We start from the raw sequence: 22,797 nt of genomic DNA on the forward strand, positions 1-22,797 counted from the left end.
GTGTGCGACTGCTGTTTCTGGGTGATATCGTGGGGCGGACCGGGCGCAACGCCGTCATCGAGCGGCTGCCCGGCCTGATCGACCGCTACAAGCTCGACTTCGTCGTCATCAATGGCGAGAACGCCGCCGGCGGCTTCGGCATCACCGAGGAAATCGTGCGCGACGTCCTCGATGCCGGCGCCGACGTCATCACCACCGGCAACCACGCCTTCGACCAGCGCGAGGCGCTTGTCTTCGCCGAGCGGCAGCCGCAATTTCTCCGCCCCGTCAATTATCCGCTCGGTACGCCCGGGCGCGGCGCCAACCTTTTCGTCGCCCGCAACGGCGCGCGCGTGCTTGTCGTCAACGCGATGGGCCGGATCTACATGGATGCGCTCGACGATCCCTTCGCCGCCATCGACCGCGAGGTCTCGGCCTGCCCGCTCGGCGAGCAGGCCGACGCGATCGTCATCGATTTCCACGCCGAGGCGACCAGCGAGAAGCAGGCGATCGGTCATCATCTCGACGGCCGTGTCACCCTCGTCGTCGGCACGCACACCCATGTGCCGACCTCGGACTGCCGGGTGCTGCCGGGCGGCACCGCCTACCAGTCGGATGCCGGCATGTGCGGCGACTATGATTCCGTGCTCGGCATGGAGAAGGAAGAGCCCGTCCGCCGTTTCCTGACCAAGGTGCCGTCCGGGCGCTTCCAGCCGTCGGGCGGTCCCGCCACGCTGTGCGGCCTCGCCGTCGAGGTCGACGACACCACCGGACTGGCTCGCGCCGTGTCGCCGCTGGCGATCGGCGGTGTGCTTGAAGAGCGGTTGCCGACCTTCTGGGGTTGACGCCGGTCGTCATTCCGTGATGGGAGAGGCAAACGCTTCCCCCATTTCAGATTTGCTCCGTCCGGGCGGGTTCGCCTCGATACCGCCGGACGATGCTGCAGGAGTTTCGCCCATGGCCCGCTCGGCCCTTCTCAACGTCATGGTCAATGCGGTCACCAAGGCCGGCCGTCCGCTCGCGCGCGACTTCGGCGAGATCGAGAACCTGCAGGTTTCGCTGCGCGGCCCGGCCGATTTCGTCATGGCCGCCGACCGCAAGGCCGGCCAGGCGCTGATCGCCGAATTGACCAAGGCGCGTCCGGGCTACGGCTTCCTGACCAAGGATCGCGGCGCGCTTGCCGGTACTGACGAGACGCATCGCTGGATCGTCGATCCGCTCGCCGGCGCGACCAACTTCCTGCACGGCATCCCGGTGTTCGGCGTCTCGCTGGCGCTGGAGCGGGAAGGGCAGATCGTCGCGGCGGTGCTGTTCAATCCCGTCACCAACGACCTCTACGTCACCGAGCGCGGCACGGGCGTGTTCCTGAACGACCGCCGCCTGCGCGTCGCCGGACGTAGCGCGCTCGCCGACGCCGTCGTCGCGACCGGCATTCCCCATCTCGGCACGCCGGACCATGCCGGCGCCATCCGCAAGATGCAGGGCGTGATGATCGAAGTGGCCGGCATGCGCGCCAGCGGTTCGCCGGCGTTCGAGCTTGCCTCCGTCGCCGCCGGCCGTCTCGACGGCTTCTGGCAGGAAGGCCTGCAGCCCTGGGATATCGCGGCTGGCGCACTGTTCGTGCGCGAGGCGGGCGGCAAGAGCACGGATCTCTGGGGCGGCGAGCGCATGATCGACACCCGGACGATCTGCGCCGGCAACGAGAAGATCCAGGGCCGGCTGCTCGCCGCGCTCACCAACGCGCGCGGCTGATACGCCTGACGTTCCGCGCGATGGCTTGAATGCCGTCGCGCTTTCGCCATAAGGCTGTGGCGTTTTCGGATGCGTTGTTGAAAGCGATCATGGCCAAGAAGAAAAAAGCCCCTCCGCCAGAGCCGTTTGCGCGCCTGTGCCTCGTCACGCCCGCGGGCCTCGATCCCGAGGCCTTCGCGCCGATGCTGGACGCGGTGCTGAAGGCCGGCGACGTCGCGACGCTGTTCATCGTCTCGGAGACGTCGAACGCAGCCGAGCTGCAGCGCATTGCCGAGGCGCTTGTGCCGGTGGCGCACGCAAACGGCGTCGCGGCCATCGTGCCGAACGACACCCGCCTGTTCGGCCGCGCGCGCGCCGACGGCCTGCATGTCGATACCGGGCTCGCCGATCTCAAGGACGCTGTCGCGGCCCTGCGGCCCGACCATATCGTCGGCGCCGGCGGCGTCACCACCCGGCATGATGCGATGCTCGCCGCCGAGACGGACTGCGACTACATCTTCTTTGGCCGTTTCGACGGCGATACCGGCGAGCAGAGCTTCGACAAGGCGTTCGATCTCGCGGCCTGGTGGTCGGCCGTGTTCGAGATACCGGCGATCGTCATGGGCGGCAGCAGCCTCGCCTCGGTCGAGCCCGCCGTCGACGCGCATGTCGAGTTCGTGGCGCTGCGCTCGGCGATCTGGAACCATGCCGCCGGCCCCGTCGCCGCCGTCACCGAGGCGAACGCGTTGATCGCCGCCCGCCAGGCCGAAGCGACCGAATGAAGCGGAGAGGCGCAATCCCGATGAGAGCCGCGATCCTGGGCGTCGTTCTTGTCGCTGTTGCGCTGCCGGCCCAGGCCGAGAAGGCCGTGTCCGTTCCGGCCAAGGCCACGCAATCGGCCAAGCAGGCTGCCTCCGACAAGGCGGCGCCGGCGAAGGACGCCGCCGCCGAGAAATCGATCGGCGTCGCGCCGGTGCTCGATTCGGACGGCACGCTCGGCGTGCCGCCGCCGGCCGCCGGCCTGATGCCGAGCGCCGACGACCTGATCCGCTCCGGCCGGGCTTTGACCGACGAGGGCGAGGGAGACCTGGCGTTCGGCGCGTTCCAGCGCGGCCTCTACCTCACCGCCTTCCAGATCGCCATGAGCCGGGCGCAGCGCGGCGACGCCATTTCCGCGACGCTCGTCGGCCGCCTCTATGGCGAGGGCCTTGGCGTCAAGCAGAACGACAAGGCCGCCGCCGCCTGGTATCAGCAGGGCGCGCTCGGCGGCGATCCCAATGCGCAGCTCGCGCTCGGCCTGCTCTATCTCGACGGGCGCGGCGTCAAGAAGGACCGCGCCAAGGCCGCCGACGCTTTCGAGCAGGCGGCCGAATGGAACGAGCCGCAGGCGCTCTACAATCTCGGCCTGCTCTATCTCGACGGCACGGCGCGGCCGCGCGATCCGGAAAAGGCGGCTTCGCTGTTCAGCAAGTCGGCCGGCCAGGGCAATATCGACGCCGAGTTCGCGCTGGCGCAGCTTTATGCGGAAGGCGAGGGCGTGCTGCTCGACGACGGCATCGCGACCATGTGGATGGCCAAGGCGGCCAAGGCAGGCCATCTCGACGCGGCGGTCGAATATGGCATCCGCCTGTTCAACGGCATCGGCACCCATAAGGATATCATCGCCGCGGCGGGCTGGTTCCAGCGCGCCGCCGAGGCCGGCAATCCGATTGGCCAGAATCGCTATGCGCGGGTCCTTGCCAGCGGCATGGGCGCCGACCCCGATCCGGTCGCGGCGGCGAAATGGCACCTGATCGCCGAGAAGCGCGGCGCCAAGGACGAATGGCTCGACGAATTCGTCGAGAAGCTGCCCGAGAGCCAGCGCAAGGCCGCCGAGATCGCAGCGGAACGCTGGCCTGCCGGCCACTGAGCCGACTTTATTTCAAGCCTTCTTGCCCCTATAAGCGGGGCGATCGCGCGGCGCCGCGCCGCCCATTTGCTTCAATAGGACGCCCCAGATGGCCGGACATTCCCAATTCAAGAACATCATGCACCGCAAGGGTGCGGCCGACGCCAAGCGGTCCAAGCTGTTCGCCAAGCTGGCGCGCGAAATCACCGTCGCCGCGAAGCTCGGCCTGCCGGATCCCAAGATGAACGCCCGCCTGCGCCTCGCCATCCAGAATGCGCGCGCGGAAAACATGCCGAAGGATAACGTCGACCGCGCCATCAAGAAGGCGTCCGGCTCCGACAGCGAGAACTATGACGAGATCCGCTACGAGGGCTACGGCCCCGGTGGCATCGCCGTCGTCGTCGAGGCGCTGACCGACAACAAGAACCGCACGGCGAGCGCGGTGCGCTCCTACTTCACCCGGTCCGGCGGTGCGCTCGGCGAAACCGGCGCCGTCTCGTTCATGTTCGATCACGTCGGCCAGATCGTCTACAAGCCCAAAGCCGGCTCCGCCGACAAGGTGCTCGACGCCGCGATCGAGGCAGGCGCCGACGACGTGCAGAGCAACGAGGACGGCCACGAGATCATCACCTCCTTCGAGACCCTCGGCGATGTCGCCAAGGCGCTCGAGGAGACGCTCGGCGAGCCCGAGTCCGTCAAGGCGATCTGGAAGCCGCAGAACCTCGTCCCGGTCGACGAGGAGAAGGCCGTCGGCGTGATGAAGCTGATCGATGCGCTCGACGACGATGACGACGTCCAGAACGTCTACACCAACTTCGAAGTCTCCGACGAAGTCATGCAGAAGCTGACCGCCGCCTGAGGCTCTTTCGATCCGGCCGGCCCGCCATGCGCGGGCCGGTTTCCGCCTTTGCGGCAGCGCGCTCGACAGCGCGCCGATGCGCCCTAGTTGCTCCTTCCGATGGCCATGTCGGCCGTCCCGCCCCGGAGCGACCCATGCGCCTTCTCCCCCTTGTTACCGCCGGCTTCCTTCTGATCTTCGGCTCCCTCGCCGCGCAGGCGCAGCAGGCGGCGATGCCCGACCGCGTCGGTGGCACGGTCGTGAGCTTCGCCGGCGACATGCTGACGATGAAGACCGGCGACGGTCAGACCGAGACGGTGCGCGTTCCGCCCACCGTCAACGTCACCGCCCTGCAGAACCGCAAGCTCAGCGACATCAAGGCCGGCGATTTCGTCGGCTCCGCCGCCGTGAAGGGGCCTGACGGCAAGCTGCACGCGCAGGAAGTGCATATCTTCGCCGAGAGCATGCGCGGCACGGGCGAGGGACAGCGGCCGATGTCGGGCGTCAACCGCTCGATGACCAACGCCACCGTCACCACCGTGATCGCCGACCCGAAGGGCCAGACCCTGCGCCTGACCTACAAGGGCGGCGAGCAGGACATCGAGGTGGGGCCGGACGCCCGCATCGTTGCCATTGTCCCGGGCGACCGCTCGCTGCTGAAGCCGGGCGCCGCCGTCTCCGCCTTCGTCGTCAAGGGCGCCGACGGCAATCTGTCGGCCCGCGCCGTGCAGGCGGAAAAGGACGGCGTCAAGCCGCTCTAGGCGCCTCCGCAGGGCGACCGCGTGTCTCGTCGGCTGCCGATGTTCCCCGAATGTTCTTCACAAGCGGGCGAGGGTCGGCTAGGCCTTTGGCATGACACATACGATTCGCATCATCGGCATCGACCCGGGGCTCCGCCGTACCGGCTGGGGTGTTGTCGACAGCCGCGGCAATGCGCTTTCCTTCGTCGCCTCCGGCACGGTCAAGGCACAGCTCGACGGCGAACTGGCGCACCGGCTGGTGACGCTGCATGCGGGCCTGACGGAAGTCATGCAGCAGTTCAAGCCGGACGAGGCGGCGGTCGAGCAGACCTTCGTCAACAAGGACGCGGGCGCGACGCTGAAGCTTGGCCATGCGCGCGGCATCGCGCTGCTGGTGCCGGCGCTCGCCGGTCTTTCGGTCGCCGAATATTCGCCGAACGCGGTCAAGAAGACGATCGTCGGCGCCGGCCATGCCGGCAAGGAGCAGATCCGCATGATGGTGAAGGTGCTGCTGCCCAAGGCCGAATTTGACGGGGACGACGCGGCGGATGCGCTCGGCATCGCCATCTGCCACGCTCATCACCGCGTCTCGCTCGCCCGTATGATGCGGGCGGCGGGGTAGTTCGTCTCGACGCAGGATCCGATCCGGTGGGCTCGCCGCCTTACGGGTCGCCGTTTTCGGAGGCTGGGGAAAGCATGATCGGCAAGCTCAAGGGGATCGTCGATTCGTTCGGCGATGACTGGGTGATCCTGGATGTCGGCGGCGTCGGCTATCTGGTGCATTGCTCGACCCGCACCCTGCAGGGCCTGCCCGCGCCGGGCGAGGCGGCCCAACTCGCCATCGAGACCTATGTGCGCGAGGACATGATCAAGCTGTTCGGCTTCGGCGCCGATGTCGAGCGCGAGTGGTTCCGCCTGCTGATGACCGTGCAGGGCATCGGCTCAAAGGTGGCGCTCGCCATTCTCGGCATCCTGAAGCCGGCCGACCTCGCCAACGCGATCGCCCTGCAGGACAAGGCGCAGATCTCGCGCGCGCCGGGCGTCGGGCCGAAGGTGGCGGCTCGCGTCATCGCCGAGCTCAAGGACAAGGCGCCGGCCTTCTCGACCGCCGACCCGACCTTCGTCGCCCTGCAGGAAGAACTGCACGACAAGCGCGCGCCGCAGGCGGTGGCCGATGCCGTCTCGGCGCTGACCAATCTCGGCTATGCCCAGCTGCAGGCGAGCGCCGCGGTGGCCGCGGCGGCGCGTTCGGCCGGCGAGGCGGCGACGACCGAAACGCTGATCCGCCTCGGCCTCAAGGAACTGGCGCGATGATCCGGACCGTCGCGGGGAGGGGGCTGCCGTGACCGGGATCCGCGCGGCGCTCGCCCGGCGCTGGCCGACCATCGTGATCTTCATGCTGCTGGGACCGGTCCTCTTCATGCTTTTCGACATGGCCTTCGAGCAGATGAGCCAGGATCCGGGGCTGACGCTTGCCCGTCTCGGCAACTGGATCGCCGAGGATGTCTTCTTCGTGCCCCGCTTCGTCTTCATGCTCGGCGCGTTGCCGGCGGCGGTCGTCGGCGCGCTGGTCGCCTGGCGCGATTCGCGCGGGCTCGCCTCTGGCCGCTGGATCGGCGGTCTCTCGGCCGGTTTCGGGATCGTCATCGGAATTTTCTTCGCCCGGAACCTCTTCATCTTCACGCCGCCGCCCTTGGGTGCTCAGCTGGCGATCGGGGCGCGGGCTTTCGTCAGCGTGGTCCTTGCCGGCTTCCTCTGCTACGGACTGAGCCGACCATTCGCGCGGCCGCTGTTGTCGCAGGAGGAACGATGAGCGACGGCCGCCTGATAGATCCGGAAATGCAGAGCGAGGATTTCGACCGCACGCTGCGGCCGCAGGTGCTCGCCGATTTCGTCGGCCAGCAGCAGGCGCGCGCCAACCTCTCGGTCTTCATCGAGGCGGCGCGCAACCGCAAGGAAGCGCTCGACCATGTGCTGTTCGTCGGGCCGCCCGGCCTCGGCAAGACGACGCTGGCGCAGATCGTCTCGCGCGAGCTCGGCGTCAATTTCCGCGCCACTTCGGGACCGGTGATCGCCAAGGCGGGCGACCTCGCCGCGCTCCTGACCAACCTCGAGGAGCGCGACGTCCTCTTCATCGACGAGATCCACCGCCTCAGCCCGGCGGTCGAGGAAATCCTCTATCCGGCGATGGAGGATTTCCAGCTCGACCTGATCATCGGCGAGGGACCGGCGGCGCGCTCGGTGAAGATCGACCTGGCCAAGTTCACGCTCGTGGCGGCGACGACGCGTCTCGGCCTCTTGACGACGCCGCTGCGCGACCGTTTCGGCATTCCGGTCCGGCTGCAGTTCTATACCGTGCCGGAGCTGGAGCACATCGTCTCGCGCGGAGCGCGGATGATGGGCATCGGCATGACGCCAGACGGGGCGACCGAGATCGCGCGCCGCTCGCGCGGCACGCCGCGCGTCGCCGGCCGGCTGCTCCGGCGGGTGCGCGATTTTGCCCTGGTCGAGGGACCGGGCATGATCACGCGCGAGGTGGCCGATGGCGCGCTTCTCAGGCTCGAGGTCGACGGCATGGGCCTCGATTCGCTCGACCGGCGCTACATGTCGACGATCGCGGTCTCCTTCGGCGGCGGCCCCGTCGGCATCGAGACGATCGCCGCAGCCCTGTCGGAGCCGCGCGATGCGATCGAGGAGATCGTCGAGCCCTATCTCATCCAGCAGGGTTTCGTGCAGCGCACGCCGCGCGGCCGCCTGCTGACGCCGCACGCGTTCCGCCATCTCGGCCTCGCCGTGCCGAACAGCGCCATCGCCGACGCGCCGCTGCTCGATCTCGACGACTAGATCGCATAAAGGCTCTGCGACGGTGACCGCCGCCGCGGCGCGGCGTCGCAGCAGCATGGACAGGAGCCAGGATCGATGAGCCAGGCAGGCACTCCCGAGGACTATCCCCATCTCGCAGGCCGGCACACGCCGGACGGCCATGTACTGCCGGTCCGGATCTATTTCGAGGACACCGACTTTTCCGGCGTCGTCTACCACGGCTCCTATGTCCGCTTCCTGGAGCGCGGACGCAGCGACTATGTCCGCCTGCTCGGCGTCCATCACAGCGAGCTCGACGCCGGCGAGACGGGCGAGCCGATCGCCTTCGCCGTCCACAGGATGGAGATCGACTTCAAGCGGCCGGCGCGCATCGACGACGTCGTCGAGGTGCTGACCCGGCCGAAGGAGGTTCGCGGCGCGCGAATCCTGCTCTCGCAGACGATCCGGCGCGGCCATGAGATCCTGGTCGAGGCCGTGGTGACGGTGGTTCTGGTCAATCGGGCGGGCCGGGCGCAGCGAATTCCGGAGAGCCTCGCGCTGCGCTTCGCTGCGGCGCCGAAATAACCATTGCTTAACCATACGGACACTATACAGAAGGCGTCGCGACAGCCGGGGCGAACTGGCGGAAACGCCCTCAAATGAACAAATTTGAAGGCGAGACACCAAGTCGGATTGTTGTGTTCGGCCCGATGCTTGCAGGACTGGTTCCGGAGTGGGGATGGGTGCCGGATGCGCGTCCTGTCCTCGCGCTTCGCGAGATGCGAGAGATCAACTCCGAGAGGTTGCAAAGCGAATGAATCCGGTCGACGTGGGCCAGGTAGCGCTCGACGCGCCGGCAAATATGTCGCTTATCGCCCTGTTCTGGCAGGCGCACATCATCGTCAAGCTGGTGATGCTTGGCCTGCTCGTCTCGTCGATCTGGAGCTGGGCGATCATCATCGACAAGGTTCTGCTGTTCGGCCGCGTGCGCCGGCAGATCGACCGGTTCGAGAAGGTGTTCTGGTCCGGCCAGTCGCTCGAGGAACTCTACCGCTCCCTTTCCAACCGTCCCGCCACCTCGATGGCCGCGCTCTTCGTCGCCGCGATGCGTGAATGGAAGCGCTCGTTCGAATCCGGCGCCCGCTCGCCGATGGGCCTGCAGATGCGCATCGACAAGGTGCTCGACGTGACGCTGTCGCGCGAGGCCGAGCGGCTGGAAAGCCGGCTGCTTTTCCTCGCCACCGTCGGCGCCGCCGGCCCGTTCATCGGCCTGTTCGGCACGGTCTGGGGCATCATGACCTCGTTCCAGGCGATCGCCGCCTCGAAGAACACGTCGCTCGCCGTCGTGGCGCCGGGTATCGCCGAGGCGCTGCTCGCGACCGCGATCGGCCTGTTCGCCGCCATTCCCGCGGTTATCGCCTACAACAAGCTGTCGAGCGCCGCCGGCAAGATCTCGTCGCGCCTGGAAGGCTTCGCCGACGAGTTCTCCGCCATCCTGTCGCGCCAGATCGACGAGAGGGCCTGATCCATGGGCATGTCGGTCGGCGGACGGTCGGGAGGCGGTGGACGCGGCGGACGCCGGCGTCGGCGCTCGACCGGCGTGATGAGCGAGATCAACGTCACGCCCTTCGTCGACGTGATCCTCGTGCTTCTGATCATCTTCATGGTGTCGGCGCCGCTGCTGACGGCCGGCGTGCCGCTCGACCTGCCGCAGAGCCAGGCCAAGGCGCTGACCGCCGACAAGGATCCGATCTCGGTCAGCGTCAACGCCGAGGGCAAGATCTTCCTGCAGGAGACCGAGATTTCGCTCGACGAACTCATGCCGAAGCTGAAGGCGATCGCCGCCGCCGGCTATGAGGAGCGCATCTTCGTGCGCGGCGACAAGACCAGCAACTACGGCGCCATCATGCGCGTGATGGGCGCCATTTCCAGCGCCGGCTATCACAACATCGGCCTCGTCACCGAGGCGACGGACGGCTGATTCATGCGCGCCGGGCTCGCCCTTTCCGCCGCTGCCCACCTCGCGCTTTTGGCCTGGGGGCTCATCGGCCTGCCCAGCAGCAAGCCGTTCGACGTGACCATGGTCGAATCGATGCCGGTCGACCTGGTGCCGATCTCGGAGCTCACTAGCCTGCAGAAGGGCAAGAAGACCGCCGAGGTCAAGAACAAGCCCTCGCCGAACAAGCCCTCCGAGAAGGAAGCGCCGAAGCCGTCACCGACGCCGCCAAAGCCGACACAGGCGACGACACCGCCGCCGCCGCCGCCTCCGCCGCCGAAATCGGAACCGACGCCGCCTACGCCGCCGACCCCGACGCCGCCCGAACCCGCGCCTGCGCCGCCCGAGCCGCCGAAGCCCGAGCCGCCGAAGCCGGCCCCCGCAGAGGCGAAGCCCGAGCCGTCGCCCGATCCCGCGCCCGCGCCGACGGAAGCGGAGGCCACGCCGCCGCAGCCCGCGCCGAAGCCGCGCGTGAAGCCGCAGCCGCCGAAGCCGGTCGAGACCGCGGAAGCGCCGAAGAAGCAGCCCGAGAAGCCCGCGAAGCAGCCGTCGCAGAGCACGACTTCGTCCGACTTCGACCCGGACCGCATCGCCGCGCTGCTCGACAAGCAGAAGCCGACGGGCGGCGAGACGCGCAGCCAGGAGCCGGAATCCTTCGGCGCCGAGGAGGCACGCAATCCGAGCGCGACGATGACCCAGAGCGAGATCGACGCCTTGCGCGCGCAGATCCAGCGCTGCTGGAACATACCGGTCGGCTGGACGGATCCGAAGGACGTGACCGTGACGATCCGCTTCAAGTTGAACCAGGACGGCACCGTCAATGGCGTGCCGTCGATCCAGCAATACCCGGCCAGCCAGTATGGCACGGTCGCAGCGGATCGAGCGGTCGGCGCCGTTCTCCAGTGCGGTCCGTACCAGCTTCCGGCCGAGAAATACGATCTCTGGAGCGAGGTGCAGATGCGATTCTCTCCGCAAGGATGAGGATCGCCTGCGTCACTGCTCTGCCGTTATCTTCGGTCACAACCGGACCAGCACAGACGTTTTGGATTACAGGAACAGCATCATGACGGTTCACGCCCTCGACAAAGGCGCCGCGGCCGCTCCGCGTCGCCTAAGCCGCACCTCTCTCGGAGCGGCCCTGCTTTTCGCCGCTGCCTTCGTGGTGGCGACCGTCCCGTTCACCCAGCGCGCCGAGGCCCTGATCGAGCTCGACGTCACGCAGGGCAATGTCCAGCCGCTGCCGATCGCGATCCCGACCTTCATCGGCGGGACCCAGGCCGACGCTCAGCTCGCCGCTGACGTCTCCGGCGTCATCGCCGCCGACCTGAAGCGTTCCGGCCTGTTCCTGCCGCTCGATCCGGCCTCGTTCATCGAGAAGATCAGCAATCCGAACCAGACGCCGAACTTCCAGAGCTGGTCGGTGATCAAGGCACAGGGCCTCGTCACCGGCGGCGTCACCCGCCAGTCGGACGGCCGCCTGCGCGCCGAGTTCCGTCTCTGGGACATCTATGCCGGCCAGCAGATGGCGGGCCAGCAGTTCTACACCACGCCGGAAAACTGGCGCCGCGTCGCCCACATCATCGCCGATGCGATCTATGAGCGCCTGACCGGCGAGCAGGGCTATTTCGACAGCCGCGTCGTCTATGTCGACGAGAGCGGCCCGAAGGACAAGCGCGTCAAGCGTCTCGCCATCATGGATCAGGACGGCGCCAATTCGCGCTACCTGACCCGCGGCAACGACCTCGTGCTGACGCCCCGCTTCAATCCCTCGGCGCAGGAAGTCGTCTACATGTCCTACGGCTCCGATCAGCCGCGGGTCTATCTGCTTAACATCGAGACCGGGCAGCGCGAGCTGGTCGGCAATTTCCCGGGCATGACCTTCGCGCCGCGCTTCTCGCCGGATGGCCAGCGCATCGTCATGAGCTTCGAGGACCAGGGCAACGCCAACATCTATGCCATGGACCTGCGCTCGCGCCGGACGACGCGCCTGACCAACTCCGCCTCGATCGACACCAGCCCGTCCTACGCGCCGGACGGCTCGCGCATCGTCTTCACCTCGGATCGCGGCGGCAGCCAGCAGATCTACGTGATGGGCGCCGACGGCTCCAACCCGCAGCGCATCTCGTTCGGCCAGGGCTCCTATTCGACCCCGGTGTGGTCGCCGCGCGGCGATCTGATCGCCTTCACGCGGCAGTCCTCGAACGGCTTCGCCATCGGCGTGATGAAGCCGGACGGCTCCGGCGAGCGCATCCTGACCGAGGGCTTCCACAATGAAGGCCCGACCTGGTCTCCCAACGGACGCGTGCTGATGTTCTTCCGCGACACGCCTGGCGCGAATGGCGGACCTCAGCTCTGGTCGGTCGATCTGACCGGCTACAACGAGTTCCGCGTGCCGACCCCCGCTTTCGGCTCGGATCCGGCCTGGTCGCCCTTGATCAACTAGGTCAGCTTGGTTAATTTCCATGCCGTCGACGCGTCGCGCCGACGGCATTTTTTTATGCCGAAGATGAATCGGTAACGATGTTTTCCAGCCGCGTTAGGCATGGGAAACCCAGACGGGGCCTTGATTTCTTCACCATCGGACCGTGGGCGCGGGGACGGCGTTAACCTCCTCTCAACCACGTTTTTGAACCCGTGCTTAACCAACGGGCTGCTAAGAACGCGTCATGTCCGAGTATGGTGGACAAGGAGTTATCTTCATGACGAATACTCTACCCATTCTGCGCGGCGCCAAGTTCGTCGTGTTCATCGGCGCAGCGCTCGCGCTCGCAGCCTGCGCCAACAAGCCCGGCGCTGGCGCCGGTGCCGGCGGCTACGGTTCCGGTGGCATTGGTTCGGCGACGCCGGGCAGCGCCCAGGACTTCGTGGTCAATGTCGGCGACCGCATTTTCTTCACGACCGACCAGACCGAGATCACCGCCGCGAACCGCACCACGCTCGACAAGCAGGCGCAGTGGCTGCAGCAGTATCCGCGCTACCAGGTCACGATCGAAGGCCATGCCGACGAGCGCGGCACGCGTGAATACAACATCGCGCTCGGCGCGCGTCGCGCGACCAACACCAAGAACTACCTCGTGTCGCGCGGCATCAACCCGGCCCGTATCCGCACCATCTCCTACGGCAAGGAACGGCCCGTCGCCGTCTGCAACGACATCTCCTGCTGGTCGCAGAACCGTCGTGCCGTCACGGTGCTGAACAACGCCGGCTCGTGATCGCCGTCCACCATACGGTTTGACGGAAACGGCGGCCTCGGGCCGCCGTTTCTGTTTGTGCGGCGCCGCAATTTGGCCGAACTCGAACCCATCAGATAGACCGAGACGCAATGCAGTGGATCGTGCCGTGACGATCCCTCAACGGATGGGCCGATGAAACAGAGACTTCCAATCCTGGCCGCGGTGCTTGTCGCCGCAGGCTTGAGCTTCGCCTCGACGGGGCCGGCCGATGCAGGCCTGTTCGACCGGCTGAAGCGCGGCCCAGAGGAGCAGGTTCCGCCTGGCAATGTCGGTGACGGTGGCTACCAGCCGGCGCAATCGGGCGCCAACGAGGGGCAGGCAGGCCTGCGCATGGACCGCATCGAGCAGCAGATGCGCGAGATGACCGGCCAGATCGAGCAGCTCAACTTCCAGGTCCGCCAGCTGCAGGAACAGCTCAATCGTCTGCAGGGCGGCCAGGGCGCCGCCGATGGCGCCGGCAAGCGCTCGGAGGCGCCGCCGCTTCGGGCGCGCATGCCGGCGCAGGCTCCGGCCGCCGCGCAGGCCCCGGCACCCGGCGGCGATCCGATCGGCCAGGCAATCGGCTCCACCGATGGCGAGATGGGCGGCGGCGTGCCGGCCGGGCAGGGCGCCCCGCCGCGCGATCTCGGCCAACTGACGCTCGACCCCAACGCGCCGATCGACCTGTCGCAGGGGGGAGGCGCTGCCCCCACCGCCGCTCCGGCCTCCACGGGAAGCCCGCGCGGCGACTATGACGCCGCCTACAACCTCGTGCTGAAGGGCGATTACGACGTCGCGGAGACGTCCTTCCGCCAGTTCCTGCAGCAATATCCGCGCGACCCGCTTGCCGCCGACGCACAGTACTGGCTTGGCGAAAGCCTTTACGCGCGGCAGGATTATCGTGGCGCGGCGGATTCCTTCCTCTCCGGCTACAAGCAGTATCCGAAGAGCGGCAAGGCGCCGGACATGCTGCTGAAGCTCGGCATGTCGCTTGCCGGCCTGAAGCAGCGCGAGGCCGCCTGCGCCACCTTTGCGGAGGTACTGAAGCAGTACCCGAAGAGCTCGAATGCGCTGTTGCAGCGGGTCAAGCAAGAACAGGCCAGTGCCAGCTGCTGATCCTTCAGCGGCGGGAGGCGACGCGGCGCTCCTGGCACGGTTCGCGCCGTTCGCCGGGGCGAGGCGGCTGGCCCTCGCCGTTTCCGGCGGCGCCGATTCGCTCGCCCTTCTGATCCTCGCCTGTCGCTGGCGCGCCGCCCTGGCATCCGGCCCCGATCTGTTCGTCCTGAACGTCGATCATGGCCTCCGGCCCGAATCGGCGGCCGAATCCCGCTTCGTCGGCGAGGTCGCCGGGCGCTACGGTCTGGCTTTCCGCTCGATGCGCTGGGACGGTCCCGCGCCTGCGTCCGGCGTCGAGGCGGCCGCGCGAGGGGCGCGATATGCGCTGCTGCTCGACGCGGCGCGCGAGGCGGGCGCTACCCATCTCGCCACCGCCCATCATCGCGACGACCAGGCCGAGACCTTCCTGATGCGGCTCGCGCGCGGCTCGGGCGTCTACGGGCTGGCGGCGATGGCCGGGGACGTCGAGCGCGACGGCATCCGCCTGGTCCGCCCCTTGCTCGACGTGCCGCATGACCGGCTGGTCGCCGTCGTCCGGGAGGCGGGCCTAGTGCCGGTGGAAGATCCCCACAATGCCGATCCGGGCTTCGACCGGGTCCGTTTCCGCCAGCGGATGCCCATGCTCGCCGCCGAGGGCCTCGACGCCGCGACGCTTGCCGCGACGGCGCGACGGCTCGGACGCGCCGCCGCGGCGCTCGACGCCTATGTCGGACGATTGTTCGCGAACGCGGCGACGGCGGACGCCACAGGCGCCGTCCGGCTCGACGCGCAGGCCTGGCGCGGCGAGCCGGAGGAAGTGCGGCTGCGCGCGCTCGCCCGCATCCTGCGCGCCGTGGGCGGCGCCGCCTATGTGCCGCGTCTCGACAGCCTCGAGGGGCTGGAGGCCGCGATGCGGCTCGCGGCGGAAGGGCTCGCGGGCGAGGGCGCCGGCACGTTTTCGCGCACGCTCGCCGGCGTCGTGATCGATCTTCGGAAGGGTGATTTCCGCTTCCAGCGCGAGCCCGGACGCGACGGGCTACCGGAAATGGCGGTTTCGAACGGCTTCGACGGCATCTGGGACGGTCGTTTCGCCGTCCGCCTCGAGGTTTCGGGCGGCGGCGCGTTTACCATCGGCGCACTCGGGCCCGAGGGGCGGCGACAATTTGCCGTCTGTGTCCCCAAGGCCATGCCGCGCGCCATCGAGGCGCTGCCGGCACTACGGCGGAATGGCGAAATCGTCGCCGTTCCGGGGCTTGGCGTTGCGGCGGAAGCGGAGCTGGGCGTGGCTTTCTCGGCGACCTCGCGGGTCGCGGCGCGGTTGCAGGAGCCCGTCCGGCAGGCCGATTGAGGGGCCGGATCTAAACCATTGCCGCATTTTCCGCACTTTCATTGGCATAGCTCATATTGGCTTCAGCGGCCGGGCCACCTATCTTAGCCTCAAACGGGCGGCGCCTAGGCCGCAATCCTGCCCTTGAAGGGATTCTGATGAACGCGAATTTTCGCAACTTCGCAGTGTGGGTCATTATCGGCCTGCTGCTGATCGCCCTGTTCAACCTCTTCCAGAACCCGGGTCCGCGCGCGGCCGGTCAGGATATTGCCTATTCGCAGTTCCTGAGCGACGTCGACAGCGGCCGCGTCCGCAGCGTCGTGATCGCCGGACAGCAGATCACCGGCAGCTACACCGACAATGGGAGCTTCCAGACCTTCGCGCCGAATGACGCGGACCTGGTGAAGCGCCTCGAGAACAAGAACATCTCGATCACGGCGAAGCCGCCGACCGAAGGCGGCACCTCGCTGATCGGCGTGCTGATCTCGTGGTTCCCGATGTTCCTGATCCTCGCCGTCTGGATCTTCTTCATGCGCCAGATGCAGGGCGGCGCCGGCGGCAAGGCGATGGGCTTCGGCAAGTCGAAGGCCAAGCTTCTGACCGAGGCGCATGGCCGCGTCACCTTCGACGACGTCGCCGGTGTCGACGAGGCCAAGGAAGACCTGCAGGAGATCGTCGAGTTCCTGCGCGATCCGCAGAAGTTCCAGCGCCTCGGCGGCCGGATCCCGCGCGGCGTGCTGCTGGTCGGTCCTCCGGGCACCGGTAAGACGCTGACGGCGCGCGCCGTCGCCGGCGAAGCCAATGTGCCGTTCTTCACCATCTCGGGTTCCGACTTTGTCGAAATGTTCGTCGGCGTCGGCGCGTCCCGCGTCCGCGACATGTTCGAGCAGGCGAAGAAGAACTCGCCCTGCATCATCTTCATCGACGAAATCGACGCGGTCGGCCGTCATCGCGGCGCCGGCCTCGGCGGCGGCAATGACGAACGCGAGCAGACGCTGAACCAGTTGCTCGTCGAGATGGACGGCTTCGAGCAGAACGAAGGCGTCATCATCATCGCGGCGACCAACCGTCCCGACGTGCTGGATCCGGCGCTGCTGCGTCCCGGCCGTTTCGACCGCCAGGTCATGATTCCGAACCCGGACGTCGTCGGCCGCGAGAAGATCCTGAAGGTGCACGCCCGCAAGGTGCCGATGGCGCCGGACGTCGACCTGAAGACGCTTGCCCGCGGCACACCAGGCTTCTCGGGCGCCGACCTGATGAACCTCGTCAACGAGGGTGCCCTGCTGGCGGCGCGCCGCAACAAGCGCATCGTCACCATGGCCGAGTTCGAGGACGCCAAGGACAAGGTCATGATGGGCGCCGAGCGCAAGTCGATGGCGATGACCGCCGACGAGAAGCGCAACACCGCCTATCACGAGGCTGGCCACGCCATCATCGCGTTGCTGCTCGCCGGGACGATCGACCCGATCCACAAGGCGACCATCATTCCGCGCGGTCGCGCGCTCGGCATGGTGATGACGCTGCCGGAATCGGACCGCTACAACTGGACCTATGAGAAGGCCAAGTCCCGCCTGATCATGCTGTTCGGCGGCCGCGAGGCCGAGATCATGACCTTCGGCCCGGAGAAGGTGACGACCGGCGCCAGCGGCGACATCCAGATGGCGACCAACCTGGCCCGCTCCATGGTGATGGAGTGGGGCATGTCGGAGCGCCTCGGCCGCGTGCGCTACCGCTCGAACGAGCAGGAGGTCTTCCTCGGCCATTCGGTGTCGCAGTCGACCAACATCTCGGACGAGACGGCGAAGATCATCGACGAGGAAGTGCGCAAGCTGATCGAGGAAGGTGAAAGCGAGGCGCGCCGCCTCATCACCGAGAACCGCGACAAGTTCATCGCCATCGCCGAGGCGCTGCTCGAATACGAGACGCTCTCCGGCGAGGAGATCAAGAACCTGCTCGACGGCCAGCCGCCGATCCGCGACACCGGTGACGACGTGCCGCCGTCGCGCCCCTCGGTCGTGCCGACGACGCGCGGTCCGCGTCCGAAGGGCGATACCGGCCTGGAGCCGCAGCCGCAGGTCTGACCGCGGCGGAAGGAATGCAGAAAGGGCGGGACCTCGCGGTCCCGCCCTTTTTCGTTGTGCGCTCGTTGTGCCGGGCTGGCGCTAAGCCGCCTTGCTGATGTCGGCGGCGAGGATCGCCGAGGAGTCGGTGATCGTCGCGCCATAGATGGTGCGCAGATATTCGATCGCCGCCTGGTTATCGACGCCGTCGAAGACGCAGACGCCATCGGTCGGGATCTCGATGCCATAGCCGCGGATGAAGGCGCCGTAGCTGGTGTGGCGGACGCAGCAATGGGTGTGCTGGCCGACCACCACCACGTCGGTGACGCCGTATTCCTTGAAGATCGCGTCGAGGCCGGTCTCGTCGAAGGCGCCGTAGAAGCGCTTGGGCGAGACGATCTCGCGCGGCGCGCCGATCGGCGTCAGCGCGTCGATCACGTCGGCGCCGCGCGTGCCGGCCATGGCGTGCGGGCCCCAGATGGCGATCTCGGCATCCTCGGCGCGATGGGCGTCGTTGGAATAGACCACCAGCCAGTCCGTCCGGCTTCGCGCATGATCGATGAGCCGGGCGATCACCGGCACGATCTTCGAGGCATGCGCCTCGTTCTGCAGCACGCCGGTGTAGAAGTCGTTCAGCATGTCGACAATGATGAGGGCCTTCATGGATGGGCTCCGCTTGGGGAAGGAGAGTGCCCCCTTGCCATCCGTTCCCGCTCGCGAAAATGCACTTTGCGTGTCGGGCTGAAATATTCGGCGTCCGAACGGTTCTTCCGGCGCAGGAATCCGGATTCTCCAATCAAATCTGTACCTTGCGGTAAAAATACTGGAGCGGGCCGTCGGCGTCGCGAGAGCCCGCGCTGCACGCGCCGGCTGTGGCCTGGGGAGCGTGTAACAACTGCTCATGAATTTTGAACTGTTTCGCCGCAATGCTGGTCTATGACTGCCGGCGATTCAGGAGACGGATTCGACGCATGGCTCGCAAATTCTTCGGTACCGACGGCATTCGTGGCAAGGCCAACGCCTTTCCGATCACCCCGCAACTTGCGCTGCAGGTGGGGATCGCCGCGGGGCTCGCGTTCCGGAACGGCGGCCACCGGCACCGCGTGGTGATCGGCAAGGATACGCGCCTCTCGGGCTACATGATCGAGCCGGCGCTGACCGCCGGCTTCACCGCCGCCGGCATGGACGTGTTCCTGCTCGGCCCGATGCCGACGCCGGCCGTCGCCATGCTGACGCGCTCGCTGCGCGCCGATCTCGGCGTGATGATCTCCGCCTCGCATAACCCCTACGAGGATAATGGCATCAAGCTGTTCGGCCCGGATGGCTACAAGCTCTCGGACGAGACGGAAGCCAAGATCGAGGCGCTGATCGAGGAAGATCTTTCCGGCCGCCTGGCGGCCTCCGCCGATCTCGGCCGCGCCAAGCGCATCGACGGCGCGCAGGAGCGCTATGTCGAGTTCGCAAAGCGTACGCTGCCGAAGACGCTCGACCTCGCCGGACTGCGCATCGTCATCGATTGCGCCAATGGCGCCGCCTACAAGGTGGCGCCCGAGGTGCTGTGGGAACTCGGCGCCGAGGTCATCACCATCGGCGACAAGCCGAACGGCTTCAACATCAACCTCGATGTCGGCTCGACCGCGCCGGACGCGCTGCGCAGGAAGGTGCACGAGGTGCGCGCCGATATCGGCATCGCCCTCGATGGCGACGCCGATCGCGTCATTATCGTCGACGAGAACGGCGAAGTGGTCGATGGCGACCAACTGATGGCGGTGGTCGCCGCTTCCTGGGCCGAGGATGGTCTGCTGTCGCAGCCCGGCATCGTCGCCACCGTCATGTCCAATCTCGGCCTCGAGCGCTATCTAGACTCGCTCGGCCTGTCGCTGGCGCGCACCAAGGTCGGCGACCGCTATGTCGTCGAGCACATGCGCAACCACGGCTTCAATGTCGGCGGCGAGCAGTCGGGCCATCTGATCCTGTCGGACTTCTCCACCACCGGCGACGGCCTCGTCTCGGCGCTGCAGATCCTCGCCGTCGTGCGCAAGACCGGCAAGCCGGTCAGCGAGGTCTGCCGCCGCTTCGAGCCGGTGCCGCAGATCCTGAAGAACCTGCGCTTTGGCGGCGGCAAGCCGCTGGAGGTCGCTAGCGTGCAGGCGGCAATCGCCGAGGGCGAGGCGCGGCTCGGCCGTTCCGGCCGTCTTGTCATCCGTCCTTCCGGCACCGAGCCGCTGATCCGCGTCATGGCCGAGGGTGACGACCACGCCCTGGTCGAGGCGGTGGTCGACGACATCATCGGCGCGCTGAAAGAGGTTGCCTGAACGGCGGCGGCAGTTTGTCGCAGGGGCGCGATTCTGCCGGTCGGGCCATCTGCCCGGCCGCCTTCGCGTCCATTCCGGTCCGGATGACCGAATTGCGAGAGTTTCCACGGCGTATTCGGCGTTCGTCCTGTGCGAAGATGCTTAATCTTCCGTTACGGCAAGTGCATCGTGGTTAAAAGTTGTGGTTAATCCGATGTTAAATAGTTCCGGTTGAACTCCTGTCCCATGTGAATTGCGGGATCGCGCGCGCCGTGGCCCGACCTTGGATGGGGAATAGGATGACCAAGTCTCGGATACTGGCGCTCGCGATTGCCGCGGGCCTTTGCGGCAGTGTTTCGGGCGGGACGGCGGTGGCGGCGGATCTGCCCTATGTCGAGCCGGTGCCTGTGCCGCTCGCGGTCGGCGGCTGGTACCTCCGCGGCGCGATCGGCATGAGCAACCAGCGCCTCGGCAATCTCGACTACCAGTATTTCGAAACGCCCGGCTACGCGACCGAGTGGATCAACAAGGGCGATTTCTCCTCGGCCCCGACCTTCAGCCTCGGCGGCGGCTACCAGTTCAACGACTGGTTCCGCGCCGACGTGACCGGCCAGTATCGTGGCAAGGCGGACTTCCACGCTTCGCAGCGCGTGACCGACCTCGGCAACGAATCGGTCTACAGCGACGACTACACGGCGCGTAAGTCCGAGTGGCTGTTCCTCGCCAACGGCTATGTCGACCTCGGCACCTATCACGGCATCACGCCCTATGTCGGCGCCGGTATCGGTACATCGCGCAACACCATCTCAGGCTTCCGCGACATCAATACCGAACTGGGCGCGAGCGGCTATGCCGGCTCCGATTCGCAGTGGAACTTCGCCTGGGCGCTGCACGCCGGTCTGGGCTTCAAGGTCACCGAGAACCTGATCTTCGATCTCGGTTACTCCTATCTCGATCTCGGCAATGCGCGCACGGACACGGCCTACAACACCAATCCTGCCTATTCCCGTGCCAATGACGGCTTCAAGTTCAAGAACATCACCTCGCACGACGTGAACTTCGGCATTCGCTACCTGTTCAACTGAGCGGCAGCCGGCGCGCCGGAAGCTCCGGAGTCAGATGCATCGACTTGGAAAGCCCGTCGCCTCCCGGCGACGGGCTTTTGCCATTCCGGGCCGTGGCGATGCCGCACCCGTCGGCGCGGCTAGAACCAGCCCTGCGATTTGGCCGTCTGCAGGACCGTCAGGATGACGATGAGCACGAGCAGGACCAGTTGCCCGGACGGGCGATAGGGCGGGCGGCGCGGGGACTTGCCGTCGATCTGCATGGAACCTCTGCAAGGCGGGGGGGCGGATGTCAGCCTCGCTCCATGTAGGCGCCGAGGGGCCGTTCGACAAAATCTTCGTCCTCGTCTTGCTTTCCCTCCAGGCCAGGCGTAAACGCGTCGGCGGGACACGCCTCCCCAACGAGGCGCTCACTATCTGAGAGGGTAGATCATGGCTGATCTCGCCACGCCCGGCCGCCGGCCGGTGAACGCTAACTATTCTTCCGGCCCCTGCGCCAAGCGTCCTGGATGGACCTTCGAAGCGCTCAAGGATGCGGCCCTCGGCCGATCCCACCGGGCCAAGATCGGCAAGACCAAGCTCCAGAAGGCAATCGACCTGACCCGCGACGTGCTCGGCGTTCCCGCCGACTATCGCATCGGCATCGTGCCGGCTTCCGACACGGGCGCCGTCGAGATGGTGCTGTGGTCGATGCTCGGCGCCCGTGGCGTCGACATGCTCGCCTGGGAATCTTTCGGCGAGGGCTGGGTCACCGATGTCGTCAAGCAGCTGAAGCTTGAAGACACCCGCACCTTCAAGGCCGACTACGGCAAGCTTCCCGACCTCAATCAGGTCGATTTCGACCGCGACGTCGTCTTCACCTGGAACGGCACCACCTCGGGTGTCCGCGTTCCGAACGGCGACTGGATCGACGCCGACCGCGCCGGCCTGACCATCTGCGACGCCACCTCGGCCGCCTTCGCGCAGGATCTCGCCTGGGACAAGCTCGATGTCGTTACCTTCTCCTGGCAGAAGGTGCTCGGCGGCGAGGGCGCCCACGGCATGCTGATCCTGAGCCCGCGCGCCGTTGAGCGGCTCGAGACCTACAAGCCGGCCTGGCCGCTGCCGAAGATCTTCCGCATGACCAAGGGCGGCAAGCTGATCGACGGCATCTTCGTCGGCGAGACGATCAACACGCCGTCCATGCTGGCCGTCGAGGATTATCTCGACGCGCTCACCTGGGCCCAGTCGCTCGGCGGCTGGAAGGCGCTCGCCGCCCGTGCGGACGCCAACCTCAAGGTGCTGGCCGACTGGGTCGAGAAATCAGACTGGATCGACTTCCTGCCCGTCGTCGAGAATACGCGCTCCAACACCTCGGTCTGCCTGATCATCACCGATCCGGCGGTCAAGGCGCTCGACGACAAGGAACAGGCCGCCTTCGCCAAGGCGATCTCGACCGCGCTCGACAAGGCCGGCGTCGCCTATGATATCGGCTCCTACCGCGACGCCCCGGCGGGCCTGCGCATCTGGGCCGGCGCCACGATCGAGGCCTCGGATCTCGAAATCGTCACCGAGTGGCTCGACTGGGCCTTCGCATCGCAGAAGGCTGCCCTCCAGGCGGCCTGATTCCCAGCGCGTTCCGGCCGGGGTTCGCCCCGGCCATCATTTTCATTCCCCGTTTGATGCGCCAGCTTGTCCCTTTGGCGTCATCCCCGCGGAAGCGGGGATCCATCCAGTTCCAGGCTTCGGCCGGATGGATCCCGGATCTCCGCTTCGCTTCGTCCGGGATGAC

The 22,797-nt window shown here is 67.1% G+C and carries 25 protein-coding genes; 23 read left to right on the plus strand and 2 right to left on the minus strand.

Annotation, left to right across the window (positions count from 1 at the left end; translation table 11 throughout):
* Positions 1-2: 2 nt before the first annotated feature.
* The 20 genes from OSH07_RS18940 to ftsH all read left to right on the plus strand — a co-directional run bounded on the left by OSH07_RS18940 (position 3) and on the right by ftsH (position 17,689).
* Positions 3-824 carry a TIGR00282 family metallophosphoesterase gene (locus OSH07_RS18940; RefSeq protein ID WP_266340240.1) on the plus strand — a complete coding sequence of 274 codons (822 nt, stop codon included), beginning with the start codon at positions 3-5 and terminating at the stop codon, positions 822-824.
* Positions 825-936: 112 nt separating this feature from the next.
* On the plus strand, positions 937-1,731 hold the full coding sequence (locus tag OSH07_RS18945) for an inositol monophosphatase family protein (RefSeq protein ID WP_266340241.1): 795 nt from the start codon (positions 937-939) through the stop codon (positions 1,729-1,731).
* Positions 1,732-1,820: 89 nt separating this feature from the next.
* Positions 1,821-2,492 carry a thiamine phosphate synthase gene (locus OSH07_RS18950; RefSeq protein WP_266340242.1) on the plus strand — a complete coding sequence of 224 codons (672 nt, stop codon included), beginning with the start codon at positions 1,821-1,823 and terminating at the stop codon, positions 2,490-2,492.
* Positions 2,493-2,512: 20 nt separating this feature from the next.
* A complete protein-coding gene (locus tag OSH07_RS18955) occupies positions 2,513-3,619 on the plus strand; it encodes a tetratricopeptide repeat protein (RefSeq protein ID WP_266340243.1) in 1,107 nt (368 codons plus the stop codon).
* 88 nt (positions 3,620-3,707) lie between these two features.
* Complete coding sequence (locus tag OSH07_RS18960) at positions 3,708-4,457, plus strand: YebC/PmpR family DNA-binding transcriptional regulator (RefSeq protein WP_266340244.1); 750 nt, start codon at positions 3,708-3,710, stop codon at positions 4,455-4,457.
* A gap of 134 nt (positions 4,458-4,591) precedes the next feature.
* The gene (locus OSH07_RS18965) at positions 4,592-5,197 is read left to right on the plus strand and encodes a hypothetical protein (RefSeq protein WP_266340245.1); all 606 of its coding nucleotides are present in this window, start codon (positions 4,592-4,594) and stop codon (positions 5,195-5,197) included.
* A 91-nt stretch (positions 5,198-5,288) separates the two neighbouring features.
* Positions 5,289-5,798 carry a crossover junction endodeoxyribonuclease RuvC gene (gene ruvC / locus OSH07_RS18970; RefSeq protein ID WP_266340246.1) on the plus strand — a complete coding sequence of 170 codons (510 nt, stop codon included), beginning with the start codon at positions 5,289-5,291 and terminating at the stop codon, positions 5,796-5,798.
* A 74-nt stretch (positions 5,799-5,872) separates the two neighbouring features.
* On the plus strand, positions 5,873-6,490 hold the full coding sequence (gene ruvA / locus OSH07_RS18975) for a Holliday junction branch migration protein RuvA (RefSeq protein WP_266340247.1): 618 nt from the start codon (positions 5,873-5,875) through the stop codon (positions 6,488-6,490).
* A 28-nt stretch (positions 6,491-6,518) separates the two neighbouring features.
* Positions 6,519-6,989: a hypothetical protein gene (locus tag OSH07_RS18980; RefSeq protein ID WP_266340248.1), complete on the plus strand. Its 471-nt coding sequence runs from the start codon at positions 6,519-6,521 to the stop codon at positions 6,987-6,989.
* Positions 6,986-8,020, plus strand: a complete 1,035-nt coding sequence (ruvB, locus tag OSH07_RS18985) for a Holliday junction branch migration DNA helicase RuvB (RefSeq protein WP_266340249.1) — start codon at positions 6,986-6,988, stop codon at positions 8,018-8,020. The genes OSH07_RS18980 and ruvB overlap by 4 nt, the downstream gene beginning before the upstream one ends.
* A 75-nt stretch (positions 8,021-8,095) precedes the next feature.
* A complete protein-coding gene (gene ybgC / locus OSH07_RS18990; RefSeq protein WP_266340250.1) occupies positions 8,096-8,563 on the plus strand; it encodes a tol-pal system-associated acyl-CoA thioesterase in 468 nt (155 codons plus the stop codon).
* Between the two features lie 74 nt (positions 8,564-8,637).
* The gene (locus tag OSH07_RS18995) at positions 8,638-8,796 is read left to right on the plus strand and encodes a hypothetical protein (RefSeq protein WP_266340251.1); all 159 of its coding nucleotides are present in this window, start codon (positions 8,638-8,640) and stop codon (positions 8,794-8,796) included.
* Positions 8,797-8,807: 11 nt separating this feature from the next.
* Positions 8,808-9,503 (plus strand): protein TolQ, encoded by a 696-nt coding sequence (gene tolQ, locus OSH07_RS19000; RefSeq protein WP_266340346.1) that lies wholly within the window; start codon positions 8,808-8,810, stop codon positions 9,501-9,503.
* 3 nt (positions 9,504-9,506) lie between these two features.
* Positions 9,507-9,959: a protein TolR gene (gene tolR / locus OSH07_RS19005; RefSeq protein WP_266340252.1), complete on the plus strand. Its 453-nt coding sequence runs from the start codon at positions 9,507-9,509 to the stop codon at positions 9,957-9,959.
* 3 nt (positions 9,960-9,962) lie between these two features.
* A complete protein-coding gene (locus OSH07_RS19010; protein WP_266340253.1) occupies positions 9,963-10,955 on the plus strand; it encodes a cell envelope biogenesis protein TolA in 993 nt (330 codons plus the stop codon).
* An 82-nt stretch (positions 10,956-11,037) separates the two neighbouring features.
* Positions 11,038-12,417 (plus strand): Tol-Pal system beta propeller repeat protein TolB, encoded by a 1,380-nt coding sequence (gene tolB, locus OSH07_RS19015; RefSeq protein WP_266340254.1) that lies wholly within the window; start codon positions 11,038-11,040, stop codon positions 12,415-12,417.
* A 256-nt stretch (positions 12,418-12,673) separates the two neighbouring features.
* Entirely contained in the window at positions 12,674-13,186 is a 513-nt protein-coding gene (gene pal, locus OSH07_RS19020) for a peptidoglycan-associated lipoprotein Pal (protein WP_266340255.1), read from the plus strand.
* Positions 13,187-13,339: 153 nt separating this feature from the next.
* On the plus strand, positions 13,340-14,302 hold the full coding sequence (gene ybgF, locus OSH07_RS19025) for a tol-pal system protein YbgF (protein WP_266340256.1): 963 nt from the start codon (positions 13,340-13,342) through the stop codon (positions 14,300-14,302).
* On the plus strand, positions 14,289-15,629 hold the full coding sequence (gene tilS, locus OSH07_RS19030) for a tRNA lysidine(34) synthetase TilS (protein ID WP_266340257.1): 1,341 nt from the start codon (positions 14,289-14,291) through the stop codon (positions 15,627-15,629). The genes ybgF and tilS overlap by 14 nt, the downstream gene beginning before the upstream one ends.
* A 137-nt stretch (positions 15,630-15,766) precedes the next feature.
* A complete protein-coding gene (ftsH, locus tag OSH07_RS19035; protein WP_266340258.1) occupies positions 15,767-17,689 on the plus strand; it encodes an ATP-dependent zinc metalloprotease FtsH in 1,923 nt (640 codons plus the stop codon).
* 81 nt (positions 17,690-17,770) lie between these two features.
* Here the strand turns inward: ftsH and OSH07_RS19040 are convergent, their stop codons facing one another.
* Complete coding sequence (locus OSH07_RS19040) at positions 17,771-18,331, minus strand: cysteine hydrolase family protein (RefSeq protein ID WP_266340259.1); 561 nt, start codon at positions 18,329-18,331, stop codon at positions 17,771-17,773.
* Between the two features lie 308 nt (positions 18,332-18,639).
* Here OSH07_RS19040 and glmM point away from each other — a divergent pair, with 308 nt between their 5' ends.
* Together glmM and OSH07_RS19050 are read left to right on the plus strand one after the other, a co-directional pair.
* Positions 18,640-19,983 carry a phosphoglucosamine mutase gene (gene glmM, locus OSH07_RS19045; protein ID WP_266340260.1) on the plus strand — a complete coding sequence of 448 codons (1,344 nt, stop codon included), beginning with the start codon at positions 18,640-18,642 and terminating at the stop codon, positions 19,981-19,983.
* A gap of 278 nt (positions 19,984-20,261) precedes the next feature.
* Positions 20,262-21,047, plus strand: a complete 786-nt coding sequence (locus OSH07_RS19050; RefSeq protein ID WP_266340261.1) for an outer membrane protein — start codon at positions 20,262-20,264, stop codon at positions 21,045-21,047.
* Between the two features lie 119 nt (positions 21,048-21,166).
* Here OSH07_RS19050 and OSH07_RS19055 read toward each other — a convergent pair whose 3' ends face one another.
* The gene (locus tag OSH07_RS19055) at positions 21,167-21,289 is read right to left on the minus strand and encodes a hypothetical protein (RefSeq protein WP_266340262.1); all 123 of its coding nucleotides are present in this window, start codon (positions 21,287-21,289) and stop codon (positions 21,167-21,169) included.
* Between the two features lie 169 nt (positions 21,290-21,458).
* On the opposite strand from OSH07_RS19055, the gene OSH07_RS19060 reads away from it, so the two are divergent.
* Complete coding sequence (locus OSH07_RS19060; RefSeq protein WP_266340263.1) at positions 21,459-22,631, plus strand: phosphoserine transaminase; 1,173 nt, start codon at positions 21,459-21,461, stop codon at positions 22,629-22,631.
* The last annotated feature ends 166 nt before the right edge of the window (positions 22,632-22,797 follow it).

It is taken from the genome of Kaistia nematophila (assembly GCF_026343855.1).
Lineage (GTDB): Bacteria > Pseudomonadota > Alphaproteobacteria > Rhizobiales > Kaistiaceae > Kaistia > Kaistia nematophila.

Coding starts and splice junctions, on each gene's coding strand:
- OSH07_RS18945 (WP_266340241.1), top strand. CDS start 937: ATGGCCCGCTCGGCCCTTCTCAACGTCATGGTCAATGCGGTCACCAAG.
- OSH07_RS18950 (WP_266340242.1), top strand. CDS start 1,821: ATGGCCAAGAAGAAAAAAGCCCCTCCGCCAGAGCCGTTTGCGCGCCTG.
- OSH07_RS18955 (WP_266340243.1), top strand. CDS start 2,513: ATGAGAGCCGCGATCCTGGGCGTCGTTCTTGTCGCTGTTGCGCTGCCG.
- OSH07_RS18960 (WP_266340244.1), top strand. CDS start 3,708: ATGGCCGGACATTCCCAATTCAAGAACATCATGCACCGCAAGGGTGCG.
- OSH07_RS18965 (WP_266340245.1), top strand. CDS start 4,592: ATGCGCCTTCTCCCCCTTGTTACCGCCGGCTTCCTTCTGATCTTCGGC.
- ruvC (WP_266340246.1), top strand. CDS start 5,289: ATGACACATACGATTCGCATCATCGGCATCGACCCGGGGCTCCGCCGT.
- ruvA (WP_266340247.1), top strand. CDS start 5,873: ATGATCGGCAAGCTCAAGGGGATCGTCGATTCGTTCGGCGATGACTGG.
- ruvB (WP_266340249.1), top strand. CDS start 6,986: ATGAGCGACGGCCGCCTGATAGATCCGGAAATGCAGAGCGAGGATTTC.
- ybgC (WP_266340250.1), top strand. CDS start 8,096: ATGAGCCAGGCAGGCACTCCCGAGGACTATCCCCATCTCGCAGGCCGG.
- OSH07_RS18995 (WP_266340251.1), top strand. CDS start 8,638: ATGAACAAATTTGAAGGCGAGACACCAAGTCGGATTGTTGTGTTCGGC.
- tolR (WP_266340252.1), top strand. CDS start 9,507: ATGGGCATGTCGGTCGGCGGACGGTCGGGAGGCGGTGGACGCGGCGGA.
- OSH07_RS19010 (WP_266340253.1), top strand. CDS start 9,963: ATGCGCGCCGGGCTCGCCCTTTCCGCCGCTGCCCACCTCGCGCTTTTG.
- tolB (WP_266340254.1), top strand. CDS start 11,038: ATGACGGTTCACGCCCTCGACAAAGGCGCCGCGGCCGCTCCGCGTCGC.
- pal (WP_266340255.1), top strand. CDS start 12,674: ATGACGAATACTCTACCCATTCTGCGCGGCGCCAAGTTCGTCGTGTTC.
- ybgF (WP_266340256.1), top strand. CDS start 13,340: ATGAAACAGAGACTTCCAATCCTGGCCGCGGTGCTTGTCGCCGCAGGC.
- ftsH (WP_266340258.1), top strand. CDS start 15,767: ATGAACGCGAATTTTCGCAACTTCGCAGTGTGGGTCATTATCGGCCTG.
- OSH07_RS19040 (WP_266340259.1), bottom strand. CDS start 18,331: ATGAAGGCCCTCATCATTGTCGACATGCTGAACGACTTCTACACCGGC.
- glmM (WP_266340260.1), top strand. CDS start 18,640: ATGGCTCGCAAATTCTTCGGTACCGACGGCATTCGTGGCAAGGCCAAC.
- OSH07_RS19050 (WP_266340261.1), top strand. CDS start 20,262: ATGACCAAGTCTCGGATACTGGCGCTCGCGATTGCCGCGGGCCTTTGC.
- OSH07_RS19055 (WP_266340262.1), bottom strand. CDS start 21,289: ATGCAGATCGACGGCAAGTCCCCGCGCCGCCCGCCCTATCGCCCGTCC.
- OSH07_RS19060 (WP_266340263.1), top strand. CDS start 21,459: ATGGCTGATCTCGCCACGCCCGGCCGCCGGCCGGTGAACGCTAACTAT.